The organism is Winogradskyella sp., assembly GCF_028282165.1.
GTDB lineage: Bacteria > Bacteroidota > Bacteroidia > Flavobacteriales > Flavobacteriaceae > Winogradskyella.
Map to the genome: position 1 here is coordinate 15,413 of NZ_JANQIM010000010.1, position 14,495 is coordinate 29,907.

Consider the following 14,495-nt stretch of genomic DNA (forward strand, 5'->3'; position numbering starts at 1 on the left):
CTTTACTTTAGCTTAAATATACATCATTTAGGGGCATAAAAAAACGCTCCCTTACAATGGAGCGTCTTTTTATTGATTGATGAGTTTCTATTTTATTCTTCTAGTGCTTTTTTGGTTTGCGTATAACCCACATATAAACCAACACCAGCCATTAGAAATATCATTGAAGGATATACAGCTTCATCATCTAATCCGGTATAGGTATCTAGGATGTTTCCAATAAATACTCCCAATCCTATGCCCATTAATAGAAAGGCTAGATTTAAGACGACAACTTTCCAAGAAGAGCCTCGACGTTTTCCGATGTTAAAAATACTGGCATCTGCGCCTTTTTCTATCAATGCTAAACGCTCTTTGTTTCTTGTAGAGAAATATAAATATACAATCCCGAAAATTGCTGCGAATAGACTTAATGGTATTAAAATTTCTTCATCCATAATGTTTATTTTTTAATTGATTATTTTTATTTGTTCACAGCTTATGACGATAGCTTAGTTATTTAGGTTACAAATTTTTAAAAAAAAATATTTTTGTGGGTTTGTGTAACCTAATATGTAAAGCAGTCGTCTTAATAATAACATGACCACCAACGACGATATTATATTAATAGAATCCATTAATAATGGCGATACTAAAGCTTATGCCCAATTAGTTGATCGTTACAAGGATTTGGTCTATACTTTAGCTTTGCGTATGCTAAAGCATAGGGAAGAAGCAGAAGAGGTGGCACAAGACACGTTCATTAAAGTATTTAAGTCTTTAGATAAGTTTAAAGGGGATTCTAAATTTTCTACCTGGATTTATAGAATAGCTTATAATACCTGTTTGGATAACATCAAAAAGAATAAAAAGTATTTAAATAATATAGCAATAGATGAATATACCTTTAATAAATTAGACACAATTGATAATGCTTTGGATAATATAATCAATGAAGAAAAACGTGCTCTAATTAAAACGTGTATTAATAAATTACCAGAAGACAGTAGTGCATTGCTAACGCTTTTTTATTTTGAAGAACTATCCTTAGATGAAATATCTAAGATCATAAATGTTGAAGCCAATACAGTAAAGGTAAAGCTTTTTAGGGCCAGAAAAAAGCTAGCGGTTATTTTAGAACAGTACTTGCAACCACAAAAAAAGTTGAATTATGGAAAAGGATGAAAAAAGAATAGAAGATTTGGTAAATAAGTTAATGAGTGCAGATAGTCTTGAAAAAGCGCCATTGGATTTTACCGATAAGGTAATGGCAAAAGTAGAAGCTTTGTCCAATTCTGAGGTTACGGTATACAAACCTTTAATCCCCAAATATATATGGTGGCTTATTGCTTTAGGTTTTGCAACGTTGGTTGGCTATATTCTTTTTAATCGACCAGGCAATAGCACTAGCCTTACCGAGCGTTATAATTTACCCAAAGTTTCGTTTGATCTATTCCAAAACCTGTCATTGGATTTTTCAAGTGTCTTAATGTATGCTGTAGTATTACTGGCTTTTATGGTAAGTATTCAAATCCCTTTGTTAAAACAGTATTTTAATAATCGGTTGACTTATTAATTTGGAAAGTACCAAAAAGGTATAGTCGCATATCTAACGCGTTGTGTGTCTTTTTTTCTGATGCGTTTTCGCAATACTTTCAGTAAATGTTTACCTTCTTCAAGATTTTTTAGACTTACATATGTTTCAAAGCCCTTTTGTTTTTTTTGACTTTTACTTACAATAAACTCGCTATTGTAATCTATAGAATCAATCCTAACTGTAAAGACTTCATTAAGGGTTTTCATATATGCTTTCCTCAAGCTATCACGTTTTTTCCAAGATATGGTATTCATAATAATAATATCAGAGTCTAAGCCTCTAATATCCTTTTCTGGTTCTAGTCCTTTGTTAAAGGAGAAAACATAATCATCAAAATCGTCATACAAAACCATAAATACCTTCAAGTGATTGTTTGTTATCACTTTTGAGTCAATTGCTACATCTTCAATAAAATCATCTTCCCCGAGCATACTTTCATAATTGCTATTACTGGCAATTATACTGTTAGAAGACAGATCACCATTAAAATAGTTGGAGGTTTTGTAACTTAAGCTTGTGCCAACAAGTATTAAGATATAAATAGGGACCAATGCCATACTGATACGCCTACCAAATTTGTTGTCCAAAAAATTATACACAAGGGGACGATATAAAAAAGACAATGTAATTTTGCTGAATACCCAATACACGGGAAAATAGATTTTACTTAGCCATTTCTTTTTCTTAAGCCAGCCTAGGGTCAAAAAGTCAAAGAAAGTCATAAACATGCCTAAAACGATAAAAACAACCAAAGGAACACCGATCCAATGACTTAGGGTATCATTAGATATGATTTTAGTCTCATTTTCTAGAAACAGTTTTACAATAATCACTAAAACTATTATCGTAAACGTAAAAGCAAGGACATAGAAAATGAGCATAAAGGAAATGGCAAAAATAATGCTACAATAGTTTTCTAGCTTGGCAATATATTTGTCGAATGACCCTACCTTTTTTCTCAAGTAGCTAGTAAATTTCTGACTATAATTGAGTTCTTCATAATCAATATCTCCAGAAACATATCTTAAGCCTAATGCTCCAATCCATAGGCCTCTTAAAACGACATGTAGCATAAGGTTAAAAATTAGAATGGCGCAAGAGACCAATACCACCATTAAAACTATCCAGAAATATAGTTTCTCATCATTTTGAGCCGCTTTTGCAGTAATATTAATCTGAGGGAAAGCAGTAAATAGACCAAAAATTGCAAAACCCGAAATGAGAAGTTCAAGTTGCCAACTCTCTTCTTGTAATTTTTGAAGTAGTTTTTTAAATGCAGGGTTGTTGTAATCTTGGCTCACTCTGTAATAAGTTGATTGTATTTTCTATCAAATTTAGTAATAATAGAAGAAATAAGACTAACTGCCAATATTTAGCGTATCTTCTTTAATACATTATGTTTTTGCAAATGATATAAAGGTAATCACCAAAATCATTTTCGTAAGACTTTATAATACGATCGATTTTACCAGAATCAATATCATTTCGCAAAGTAACCAGTCCTGTTTCAACTTCAGTCTTATTGGCTAAAGCACTAAAAGAAGAAATGCCATATCTAATATTTTCATCAAAATACAATTCCGGATTTTGCTTGCCGCAGTACAAAAAATGATCTCTTAAGTCTGGTTTAATGTTGTAGGTTTCAGTTGCCGTAATTCTTAATCCGCTAGAAGTCATAGCCTCCTCAATCGCTTCTAAAGAAGGCATCTGTAAAATGGAATCACTTAACATTTTAGGGAAGTAGTGATTGAGCCAATAGCCTTTCATTTGTTTTGGTGTAGATGTGAAAATTACAACTTTGCCGTTAGGCTTTAATACGTATTGCAACTCTGAGAATGCTCTAGATAAATTTGTCCAATGGTGAATGGTCAACGTAGCGATTATGCCATCAACACTTTCTGGAGGCAAACCCGTTTTTTCTGCAGTACCAATTTGCCATTTTATCGCTTTATTTTTAAGCTGTGCTTTTTGTAGCATTTCTATAGATGGATCTATACCAATAAACTGAACCCCTTTTTCTTGTAAGGCAATGGTATAATTGCCAGTGCCACAACCTATATCTAAATACAACCCGTTCTTAATAGGGTTTAAATGTTTTAATAGTCGATCTGTTAAATATGGATCGGCCTTACGGGTTTGATTATAGTTGATGCCTATCTTGTTGTATTTTGTTGACATTACGGTCTCGTAGCTTTAAAGACTAAAGTTATAAAAAAAGCGCAAGTTTACTCAACTTGCGCTTCCTGGCTATTAATCCTAAGGGACTTAAATTAATCATGTTAGGGAAGGGCAAACATATAATTAATATTACATTCAAAAATTGATGTATGTTAAAAAATTAGCCTCCGGAAAGCTCTTTTCTAATTCTACTAAGACTTTCGGTGGTAATTCCTAAGTAAGAAGCTATATGGTAGTTCTTTAGAAATTTACCAATTTCTGGGTAAGTGGCCATAAAATGAAGATAACGTTCTGTTGCCGTTTGCGAAATACCAGCAAGTATCCGTTTTTGAAAAGCTGCAAAAGCACGTTCTAATTTAATCCTAAAAAAACGATCTATTCGTGGAATCTGGTCGTATAAGAATTCTTTATCTTGTCTACTAATTCTATATATTACGGAATCCTCAATGGCTTCAACAGTCATAATCGCTTTATCACCTGAGAAAAAAGCAGTGTAATCACTAATCCACCAATCCTTAATTCCAAATTGAACGGTGTATTCTTTTCCTTGACTGTCGATATGGAACGTTCTTAAGCAACCATCCAATATGTAGTAATGCGAATCCACAATATCGCCAGGACTAAGCAAAATGTCTCCCTTCTTTACAACGACTTTATGAAAAACAGATTCTATAATTTTAATTTCATCGTCTGTAAATACAAGATTTTTAAATATCTCTTTGATTTTAGAATTGTCCGAGTGCACGGTAATTGAATTATTAGCTATTTGAAATTACTCAAAATCCATTGAGGAGAAAAGTTAAATTCGATATGGGTAATTAAAAGAAGTTTAACCGCCTTTTTATATGAGAAAAAACACTTCAGTTCTCTATGTTGGAAAAGGTTTAGTGTTTTTTAATGATGACCTTCATAAGCTTCTGCTTTATAGTACTCTTGAAGATTAAACTTTCTATCGGTAAAGGTTTCTGGTAAAATCTTGAAATGCTGAATTCTATCTATTCTAAAAGCACGATAGGCATCTCTTAGGTAGCACCAGGCAATTAAAATCCATTTTTGATTTGTAGAGATAAGGGTATAGGGTTCTATTTTTCTGAATGTAATATTTGGATCATCCGCTTTGCGGTAGTTGATTTCAATGTAATTAAAGTTTGTAATCGCTAGCTGAATTTCAGATAGTGCGGCACTGGATATATCTTCTTGATACGGCTCGAACACAAAAATTTTGCTATCCAATAACTCGCTTTTTTCTTGAATGGACGTTCTAAAAACCGACTTAATTTTTATCAAGGCATCATTAAAATCCTTAGTAAAAGAAGAGTCTTGTGTTTTATTCACCAAATGCTGAGCTGTAATAATCGCATTGGCTTCTTTTTCCGTAAACTGAACTGGTGCTACAGTATAGCCTTCCATTAACGAGTAACCTCTACCTTCTATAGTTATAACAGGAATACCAGCTTCTTCAAGCTTTCTAATATCTCGATAGATCGTTCTAATACTTACACCATATCTATCCGAAAGTTCTGTTGCCGTTAAAAGCCTTTTGGATTTTAAGAGTGTTAATATCGATATAAGCCTTGCTAACTGAGACATAATAACAAAGATAGCGAACTGGTTGCCAATTCGCTATGTGTAGTTTTTAAATGAGTTTTTGTTCTTTTTTCGTTGATGAAAGAAACGAATTCAAAATGGTTTAGTTCCAAGAATGCAAAGCAATTCTATTGCCTTCAGAGTCTATAAACTGAGCCATATATCCATTTTCGCCAATATCGGTTTTTGGCATAATGACTTTACCACCAGAAGTTTCAACTTTTCCTAACGGGATGCTTAAGTCTTCACCACCATTGATGTAAAGTGTAGGGCCGTCTGAAGTTGGTTTTTGTTCCTCGCCTTCAACTAAACCACCTCCAACACCATTGTTATCATCATCGTAAGGAAACATACCATACTTTATGTTTTGTTCTGGCATATGGTGATCTGTGATTTCAATGCCTAAAACCGTTCCATAAAATTGCTTTGCACGTTCGTAGTTTGTTACTGGAATTTCGAACCAGCTAATTGCATTTTTCATTTTTAAAATTGATTTATTAATTAAACTTAGCACAAAGATATTAGCGCTAGTGTCAGAATATGTCAGAGGTGAAAAAGAAAAAACCACTTCGACCGAAGTGGTTTTTTAAGAATCTATTAAAAGCGTATTATTCAATCTTCTTAGCAACAGTTTCGCTTCCACCTTGATATAGTTTAAAACTAACAACTTTACCAGTACCGTCTTTGTTTATAACTATTTTTATAGGTGCTACTTTAGCAAAAAACGTAATGTCATCTTCGGCGAAAAGTTCAAGTTTTCCTTGGCCTGTAGCCTGTGCAAACATCTGGCTACCTTCAACTGTTATTTCGACTATAAAATTCGGAGCTAACTCATACTTACCTACATAAGGACTCAGAATTTCATTAGATAGTGTTACTTCTTTTCTAGTTGTAGGCATTTCCTTGTCAATTTCTTTCCCAATACTTTTAGAATCGGTCATAAATATCACTTGTTTCTTGCCATCGGCAGATTTTGAAAATTTGTACTCAATATTGCCTTTCTCAAACATAAAATGGTCTTCTGCTAATGGGAAAATATCAAAAACGGTATTAGTTTCTGATTCTTTCATACTTTTTAAGGCACCATCTTTCACAAAGATATGTCTTATTGCACCATCTTCAAATTCATAAGCACCAACCCATTGTTTCAGTTTATCTTGAGATAATTTCACTACATCTTTCATGGTTGGATATGGTTTGCCTATTGCCGCTGCAGCGAGACGTTGTGTTACATCGCCAATATCATTGCAATTGCAATTGCTTAGCCCTATAACATAAACATTTTCATTGATAAGATACATGCCATTGGTTGTGAAACCAAAAATGCCACCACTATGCTCATATCCTTTAGAACCTTTTAGGTTTATTTCTTCGAGGCCATAACCATAGTCAATATATTCGCCATTGTTTAACTTGGATCCGTTGATGGCCTTATTGAGCGTAGAGGCTTTAATTAATGTATTATTGGTTAAGGCATTTTGCCATTTCAGCATGTCATCCACTGTTGAAGCTAATGAACCTGAAGCATGAGGTAAAGTCATGCTGATGTAATTGGCATTGACATAACCTGTATCATCTTGTTCGTAACCTTGAGCTCTATTTTTTACAAGTTCCCTATTATTACCGAAGCTTGAACTTTTCATCCCTAAACGCTCAAATATTTTTTTCTCTATAAAATCTTCATAAGTCTCACCAGAAAGTTCTTCGATAATTTTTCCAAGAAGAATATAACCAGAATTGTTATATCTAAATTGGTCACCAGGATCAAAATCCATTGGTTCATTTTTAAAATAGTCAATTAACTCATCAAGAGTTTTGTCTGTTCGAGCAACTTCTACCAAATTCCCCATAGCTGTATAACTTTTTATACCTGAGGTATGATTTAATAAATGGTGCACTGTAATGGTTTTTCCCTGTGTTGGATAATCTGGAATAAATCTGGTAATGGGGTCATTGAGGTTGAGTTTGCCTTGTTCTTCTAGCATTAAAATAGCAACAGCAGTGAACTGCTTGGTGATAGATGCTAATCTAAATACATTTTCTGGTATCATGTTTACATCTAACTCTAAGCTAGACTTACCGATGGCTTTTCTGTAAATAGCTTTACCGTCTTTAGCCACTAAAAAGGTAGCGCCAGGCATATCGGACTTATACGATTGAGAAACGATATCATCGAATTGTTGCGTAAGGTTTTGGGCATACCCAGTTGTTGTAAAAACAATGAGTATGAGAACTAAAAGTAAAGATTTTGTTTGCATATTTTTTGATTGATTATTTTAGGTAAGACGACACTAAAAAAATAAAGTTACAAAAAAACCACCTAGAGTGTTCTAAGTGGCTTTGTCTATTAGCTTATCTATAATCTCAAATCTACTTAATCATATCATAGCTACGCTTAATAAAGTTGGTCAGTTCCTCGCCCTTTAACAAGCCTTGTGATAAACGTGCTAAGTCTAAACTTTGATTGATTAAACGTTCTTGTTTTTTCTTGGTCTTGGTATTTAAGATTTCGCCTACTAAATCATGGTTTGTATTTACCACCAAGTTGTACATTTCTGGCATATGCCCCATACCAAACATGCCACCACCAGTTTGCTGCATTTCTTTCATACGACGCATAAATTCGGGTTGTGTAATCATAAATGGTGATGCACTGCTATCCATAGCTTCTAACTGTACCATAAATTTTTCTGATGGCACCACTTCTTTCAACAATTCATCTAATTTGGTTTTTTCCTCATCCGATAATTTTGAAATGGTCGTATCTTCTTTTTTGATGAGGTTATCGATATGGTCGGCATCCACACGTGCAAAAGAAATATTTTCTTTAGTGGTCTCAAGCTTTTGCATTAAGTGACTTACAATAGGAGAATCTAACAATAACACTTCATAATCTTTCTCTTTAGCTGCTTGGATGTAACTGTGCTGCTCATCTTTATTAGCGGCATAAAGAATCACCATTTTATCGTCTTTATCTGTTTGCTTGGCTTTAATGGCATTGGTCAATTCTTCAAAAGTGTAGAATTTGCCATCAACTGTTGGGTACAGTGCAAAGTCATCTGCTTTTTCAAAGAATTTTTCTTCGGACAACATACCGTATTCGATAACGATTTTAATATCGTCCCACTTCTTTTCAAAATCCTCACGATTGTTGTTGAATAACGACTTAAGCTTGTCGGCCACTTTACGTGTAATGTAAGATGAAATCTTCTTCACATTACCATCAGCCTGAAGGTAAGAACGCGATACATTCAACGGTATGTCTGGAGAATCGATGACACCTCTTAACATGGTTAGGAATTCAGGAACGATACCTTCAACATTATCGGTAACAAATACCTGATTTTGGTACAATTGAATTCTGTCTTTTTGAATATTAAGATCGTTCGTCATTTTAGGGAAGTACAAAATCCCTGTAAGGTTGAACGGATAATCTACATTTAAATGAATGTTGAATAATGGCTCTTCGAACTGCATTGGATACAGCTCTCTGTAGAAGTTTTTATAATCTTCCTCTTCTAAATCTGAAGGTTGTTTGGTCCAAGCTGGATTTGGATTATTAATGATATCATCAACGGTTATCTTACGGTGTGGTTCAGTGGTTTCTTTACCGTCTTCATCGGTTATGGTTTGTGGCTCATGCTCAGGATCGTTGATTTCCTTGGTTCCAAACTTAATCGGAATCGGCATAAACTTGTTGTATTTGGTCAGCAATTCTCTGATTCTAGAATCTTCGAGGAATTCCTCTTCACCTTCAGAAATATGTAAAATGATTTCCGTTCCTCTTTCAGTTTTATTGGCTTCTTCTAACGTAAATTCAGGAGAACCGTCGCAGGTCCAATGTGCAGCTGTAGCATCTGTGTGCGATTTTGTGATAATCTCTACTTTATCGGCCACCATAAATGCCGAATAAAAGCCTAAACCAAAATGTCCGATGATTCCAGCATCTTTGGCAGCGTCTTCATACTTATTTAAGAATTCCTCTGCACCAGAAAAAGCTACTTCGTTAATGTACTTTTGTACTTCCTCTGATGTCATTCCAAGACCTTGGTCAATGATGTGAAGCTTTTTTGCTTCTTTATCAATCTTTACTTCAATAACTGGCGTACCATATTCAACTTTAGATTCACCAATACTTGTTAAGTGTTTTAGTTTTAAAGTGGCGTCTGTAGCATTGCTGATTAGCTCACGTAAGAATATTTCGTGATCACTATACAAGAATTTTTTAATTAACGGAAAGATATTTTCTACCGATACGTTAATACTTCCTTTTGTCATGATTATAAAATTTATTGTTTAATGTCACTTCGAGTGTTTTGAACTTGTTCAAAATTTATCGAGAAGTTCTCGATACTTCGATTTCGTCTCAACTCGAACTGACGAAAGTTGATGTTTTATTTTCATCTCAACTTGTTCAAATAAAATACCAAGACAAGATTTGTGACAAGATGGCATAAAAAACTGCACTAAAAGTAGTCACTGGCAGTCATTACGAACGTAGTGAAGTAATCTCTTGATTTATAATATAGTTTAAAGATTGCTTCGTTCCTCGCAATGACAGTTGAGAGTTTTTTAGTACAGTTTTTTTGTCCTGATTAATTCCTTATGGCTTCTTAAGCCTCTCTGGTAAGAGACAATGTATCTGTCATTTCGAGCGAAGCAGGGAAATCTCAAAAAGCTTAATGTTGAATGCCATCTCGACCTCGCTAGATGTGACAGAATAGGTTAATATGAAACTAATTCTTTAAAGTCTCTTCGTTTTCGATTTTTTGTTCTTCCTTCTTTTTGTTTTTTACGTGCTTATCTAGCCATTGGTCTTGTTCCCAAAGCATATGCATAATCGATTCTTTGGCTCTATAGCCATGACTTTCCTTTGGTAACATCACTAATCGTACTGGTGCACCCAAACCTTTTAAAGCATTAAAGTAACGTTCGCTTTGTAGAGGATAAGTGCCGGAATTATTATCGGCAACACCATGGATTAAAAGCAATGGTGTTTTCATCTTATCGGCATGCATAAATGGCGACATATTGTAATAGATCTCTGGTGCTTCCCAATAGCTACGCTCTTCACTTTGGAAACCAAACGGTGTCAATGTTCTATTATAAGCACCACTTCTGGCTATTCCTGCGGCAAATAAATTGGAGTGCGATAATAAGTTGGCTGTCATAAATGCACCATAACTATGACCACCAACAGCAACTTTATCACGGTCTATATAACCAAGTTTATCTACTGCATCTATTGCTGCTTTGCCATTGGCTACGAGTTGGGTTCTAAAGGAATCGTTGGGTTCTTCATCACCTTCACCAACGATAGGAAATGCTGCATCGTCTAGAACAACGTAACCTTTGGTTACCCAATAAATAGGTGAGCCCCAATAGGGATATACAAATTCGTTAGGGTTTGACGTACTTTGCGATGCACTCGACTTATCCTTAAATTCGCGGGGGTATGCCCAAAGAATCATCGGATACTTTTCGCCTTCTTTATAATCTAGTGGTAAATAAAGTGTACCTTCTAAATCTAAACCATCATCGCGCTTATAGCTAATGACGCGTTTATCAACTTCTTCGAGACTTTTAAAAGGGTTTTCAAAATCCGTAATAGCGGTTAGTTCATCCTTTTTAATATTTCTAATGTAATAATTTGGGTATTCCTTCTTTGATTCAATACGAACTAGAATTTCCCCTTTTTTCATATTAATGGCATAGTTAAGACTCTCAAGCTTATCTGTATATTCTGACTGATATAGTCGTTTGGTCTTACCAGATTTTATGCTGTATTCATCAATGAAGGGGAATTGCCCTTCTTTAGAATAGCCGTCTCCCATTAAATACAATTTATCACCATTCATATTTAAGGTATAGCGGCCGAAATCGTTTCTGGCAGTCACGAAATTTCCAGGATCGCTGTACACATCTTGGTAATTTCTATCTGAAATCACTTTGGCTTTCCCATTTGAAGGATTGAATAAATAAGTCTTTAAGTTTCTGGTGTTCCACCAATAATCATAAGCTACGGCATTTTTATCATTTCCCCATTCAATACCACCAAAACGCTGCTGGGTTTTAAGGATAAGTTTAGGCTTGCCATTAAAAGGCGCATTAAGCTCATACACAGCATCCCTGTACTCTATTTCTACAGCTGGGTCCCCTTTATCCAAGGCTTCTGCCCAAACCAATGTTGAGGGTTTGTCGTCTCGCCAGGTCATATTGCGTTTTCCCATTCTGGTGGACATAAAACCTTTTGGGCGAACTTCGTCTAGAGGCACATCGTTTACAGTTTTTACTTTTTTACCATTAGACTCGTACATAATACTTTCGTTAGGAAATCTAGAATAGGTTACTAAATATGAGAATGGACGTTTTACTTTAGTAACCATCACATAGTTTCCATCGGGTGAAAAACTAATGCCTCGATACATATCAGCGCTTAAGAAATCTTGTACATTACCATCTATAGATACTTTTATAATTTCCGAACGCGCTAATTGTTCAAAATTAAATTCGTCATTTGGCGTTTTTAATAGATCCTGGTAGGTTCTGTTTTGGGCTTTGGCACCATCACTCACAGAAATAGTTGGTCCTGTTGGCACTGCAATGTCTGTATTGATTAATTCCTTTCGGTCATTTGGTAGCATTTTCACCAAAAGGTTTTTATTGTCTTTAAACCAATTAATGGTGCTCCCCATATTGGCATTAACGTTAGCACTGGTAAGTTTGGTCACCTTTGCCTCGGTAATATTGAGTACCCATACTTCGACACCATTTGATGTGGTATTTAAACAGGCAATCATGGTTTGGTCTGGCGACCACCTAAAGCCAGATAGTCTAGCATTTTCTGGCAATCCTGTTACTTGTATGGCGTCTTTAGCTCTGATTTTTTTTACCTTAATATTGGTGTAATAATTAGTTCTACTTCCAATATTGGTTACGGGATTAATACGTAAACCTGCTAAACGCATTTCCGTTTCCGAAAGCTCTTCAATGGATTTGTATTGGTTGCGGTAGAGGAGTACCATATGCTCACCTTTGCTATCGATTTGCACGGCTGGCGCAAGTTCTACATCTGCCAGTTCTAATATTTCTTCAGAAGGTTGTTGATACTTAAGGCTTTGCTGTGCATAACTATTTAGTATGAAAAGCAATGCGAATACTTTGATTAATGATTTCATATTTTAGGATAATTGATTAGAGGTTTGAAGATACTTAAAAATGCAAGTCGAAAATGTGATACTAATGTTAAAATTGGTTACTAGTAATATACATCTCGTTTGCTATGCACGCATAGCGAATACATTTAGGATTCAATGGAAATGGGTTAAATTTGTTAATCTAACTATTTTTTAAGCACATGTACAATTCTAGAATTACTGGTTTGGGAAAGTACGTCCCAGAAAACGTCGTTACTAATAATGATTTAAAGCAATGGATGGATACAAGCGATGAATGGATCCAAGAGCGAACAGGTATAAAAGAGCGTCGTTGGATAGACCCAGAAACTAGTAATGATACTACATCCATTATGGGGGCTAAGGCCGCTAAGATTGCAATTGAGCGTGCCGGGTTGACTAAAGATGATATTGATTTTATCGTTTTTGCGACGTTAAGCCCTGATATGTATTTTCCAGGAGGAGGTGTGCGTGTACAAGAACTTTTAGAGATGGATACCATTGGTGCCATTGACATACGTAATCAGTGTTCTGGTTTTATATACGGACTGTCGGTTGCCGATCAGTTTGTAAAAACAGGGATGTACAAACATGTATTAGTGATTGGTAGTGAGAATCACTCTGGGGGTTTGGAGCGTTCTACGCGTGGTCGCGCTGTGACGGTTATTTTTGGTGATGGCGCAGGAGCAGCTGTGTTGAGTAGGGAAGAGGATACAACTCGTGGTGTACTATCTACACATTTGTACTCTGAAGGTAAACATGCCAAGGAACTATCGCTAGAAGGTCCAAGTACAGGGCGTTGGGTCGATGCCATTATGGAAGACAATGATCCAGAAGATGTGTCTTATTATCCTTATATGAACGGCCAGTTTGTGTTTAAGCATGCCGTGGTGCGTTTTAGTGAAGCTATTATTGAAGGTTTAAAAACCAATAATCTACAAAAAGAAGACATTAATATGTTGATTCCTCACCAAGCTAATTTGAGAATATCACAGTTTATCCAAAAGAAATTTGGTTTGGGTAATGACCAGGTGTATAACAACATTATGCGCTATGGTAATACCACGGCCGCATCTATTCCTATTGCTTTGACCGAAGCTTGGGAAGAAGGTAAAATAAACGAAGGTGACAATGTTGTCTTGGCTGCATTTGGCAGTGGCTTTACTTGGGGCAGTGCGATTATAAAATGGTAAACAATTCCTGCGTCTGCGTTCGGCGAAGCTTCTCGGCCGTCGTAGCCCTTGCTACTATAGCGAAGTCGGCTAGTGGAGGTGCAAAGTAAGACTCATATTTTGTACTTATTTGTAGATGCATAAATCTTTTTATGTATTTTTCTTATTGTGTGAAGTTAAGATTTCACTATTTTACAAGAGTGCTTATATAAGCTAGTTAACCACAAGTTAAAAATGACATTAGAGATATTACCAAATAAAGGATTTAAATTGAATTCTGATATCTTCAATTGGAATGAAGAAAGGGAATCGGTCAGGAAAAAACTAAAGAATCTACATAAAGAAGATAACATTCTAATTGATATGTCTCAATTTTTTGGTGGAGATACAAGTCACGATATTGATCAAAGAAGAGATATTTATCAAGATATTCACGGAGCGAAAAACTATTTTTTTTTTAAACTATAACAAGAACAACCTTCTTAGTGAATTAGAAGTTCATTGGGGAATTAAAGTTTGGATTGATAATATCGAATTGGATTTTGAAAAAGACATCAATACTTATTTAAACGAGCTGAACTCAAAAGGATATAATTTTAAAGAAATTGAGCAAGGAAACTATTTGTTTGAAAAACTCAAAATAACAATTGCGGATTCTGAATCGACAGGTGGAGATGGAAATGGGCTGTCATATCTATATTCGGGACAGAATATTGAACATTTGATTAAAAATTAAAAACTAGTGGCCAACATTGGCTATAACCAGCCCAACAGAGCCGTTTAGGTAGGTTGCTTAGACAAGTTCGT

Annotated in this window: 13 protein-coding genes; 4 read left to right on the forward strand and 9 right to left on the reverse strand. The window is 35.2% G+C overall.

What is annotated here, in order from left to right; translation table 11 throughout:
- Positions 1 to 92 precede the first annotated feature (92 nt).
- Positions 93 to 437 carry a DUF6249 domain-containing protein gene (locus tag Q0972_RS04465; RefSeq protein ID WP_299363137.1) on the reverse strand — a complete coding sequence of 115 codons (345 nt, stop codon included), beginning with the start codon at positions 435 to 437 and terminating at the stop codon, positions 93 to 95.
- A 142-nt stretch (positions 438 to 579) separates the two neighbouring features.
- On the opposite strand from Q0972_RS04465, the gene Q0972_RS04470 reads away from it, so the two are divergent.
- Positions 580 to 1,164, forward strand: coding sequence for a sigma-70 family RNA polymerase sigma factor (locus Q0972_RS04470; RefSeq protein WP_299363139.1), 585 nt, complete (start codon positions 580 to 582; stop codon positions 1,162 to 1,164).
- The gene (locus Q0972_RS04475; RefSeq protein ID WP_299363141.1) at positions 1,151 to 1,555 is read left to right on the forward strand and encodes a hypothetical protein; all 405 of its coding nucleotides are present in this window, start codon (positions 1,151 to 1,153) and stop codon (positions 1,553 to 1,555) included. Before Q0972_RS04470 ends, Q0972_RS04475 begins: the two co-directional genes overlap by 14 nt.
- Here Q0972_RS04475 and Q0972_RS04480 read toward each other — a convergent pair.
- The 8 genes from Q0972_RS04480 to Q0972_RS04515 all read right to left on the reverse strand — a co-directional run bounded on the left by Q0972_RS04480 (position 1,552) and on the right by Q0972_RS04515 (position 12,519).
- Positions 1,552 to 2,877 carry a hypothetical protein gene (locus Q0972_RS04480; protein WP_299363143.1) on the reverse strand — a complete coding sequence of 442 codons (1,326 nt, stop codon included), beginning with the start codon at positions 2,875 to 2,877 and terminating at the stop codon, positions 1,552 to 1,554. The two genes, Q0972_RS04475 and Q0972_RS04480, sit on opposite strands and share 4 nt — an antisense overlap.
- 85 nt (positions 2,878 to 2,962) lie before the next feature.
- Complete coding sequence (locus Q0972_RS04485; RefSeq protein ID WP_299363145.1) at positions 2,963 to 3,754, reverse strand: class I SAM-dependent methyltransferase; 792 nt, start codon at positions 3,752 to 3,754, stop codon at positions 2,963 to 2,965.
- 160 nt (positions 3,755 to 3,914) lie between these two features.
- Positions 3,915 to 4,499, reverse strand: a complete 585-nt coding sequence (locus Q0972_RS04490) for a Crp/Fnr family transcriptional regulator (protein WP_299363147.1) — start codon at positions 4,497 to 4,499, stop codon at positions 3,915 to 3,917.
- 149 nt (positions 4,500 to 4,648) lie between these two features.
- Positions 4,649 to 5,344: a YafY family protein gene (locus tag Q0972_RS04495; protein WP_299363149.1), complete on the reverse strand. Its 696-nt coding sequence runs from the start codon at positions 5,342 to 5,344 to the stop codon at positions 4,649 to 4,651.
- A gap of 100 nt (positions 5,345 to 5,444) precedes the next feature.
- Positions 5,445 to 5,822 carry a VOC family protein gene (locus Q0972_RS04500; RefSeq protein ID WP_299363151.1) on the reverse strand — a complete coding sequence of 126 codons (378 nt, stop codon included), beginning with the start codon at positions 5,820 to 5,822 and terminating at the stop codon, positions 5,445 to 5,447.
- A gap of 127 nt (positions 5,823 to 5,949) precedes the next feature.
- Positions 5,950 to 7,599 carry a serine hydrolase gene (locus Q0972_RS04505; RefSeq protein ID WP_299363153.1) on the reverse strand — a complete coding sequence of 550 codons (1,650 nt, stop codon included), beginning with the start codon at positions 7,597 to 7,599 and terminating at the stop codon, positions 5,950 to 5,952.
- Between the two features lie 112 nt (positions 7,600 to 7,711).
- Positions 7,712 to 9,619 carry a molecular chaperone HtpG gene (gene htpG, locus Q0972_RS04510; RefSeq protein ID WP_299363155.1) on the reverse strand — a complete coding sequence of 636 codons (1,908 nt, stop codon included), beginning with the start codon at positions 9,617 to 9,619 and terminating at the stop codon, positions 7,712 to 7,714.
- A 458-nt stretch (positions 9,620 to 10,077) separates the two neighbouring features.
- A complete protein-coding gene (locus tag Q0972_RS04515) occupies positions 10,078 to 12,519 on the reverse strand; it encodes a prolyl oligopeptidase family serine peptidase (protein WP_299363157.1) in 2,442 nt (813 codons plus the stop codon).
- Positions 12,520 to 12,698: 179 nt separating this feature from the next.
- On the opposite strand from Q0972_RS04515, the gene Q0972_RS04520 reads away from it, so the two are divergent.
- Together Q0972_RS04520 and Q0972_RS04525 are read left to right on the forward strand one after the other, a co-directional pair.
- Complete coding sequence (locus Q0972_RS04520) at positions 12,699 to 13,709, forward strand: 3-oxoacyl-ACP synthase III family protein (protein ID WP_299363159.1); 1,011 nt, start codon at positions 12,699 to 12,701, stop codon at positions 13,707 to 13,709.
- Between the two features lie 358 nt (positions 13,710 to 14,067).
- The gene (locus tag Q0972_RS04525) at positions 14,068 to 14,424 is read left to right on the forward strand and encodes a hypothetical protein (RefSeq protein WP_299363163.1); all 357 of its coding nucleotides are present in this window, start codon (positions 14,068 to 14,070) and stop codon (positions 14,422 to 14,424) included.
- The last annotated feature ends 71 nt before the right edge of the window (positions 14,425 to 14,495 follow it).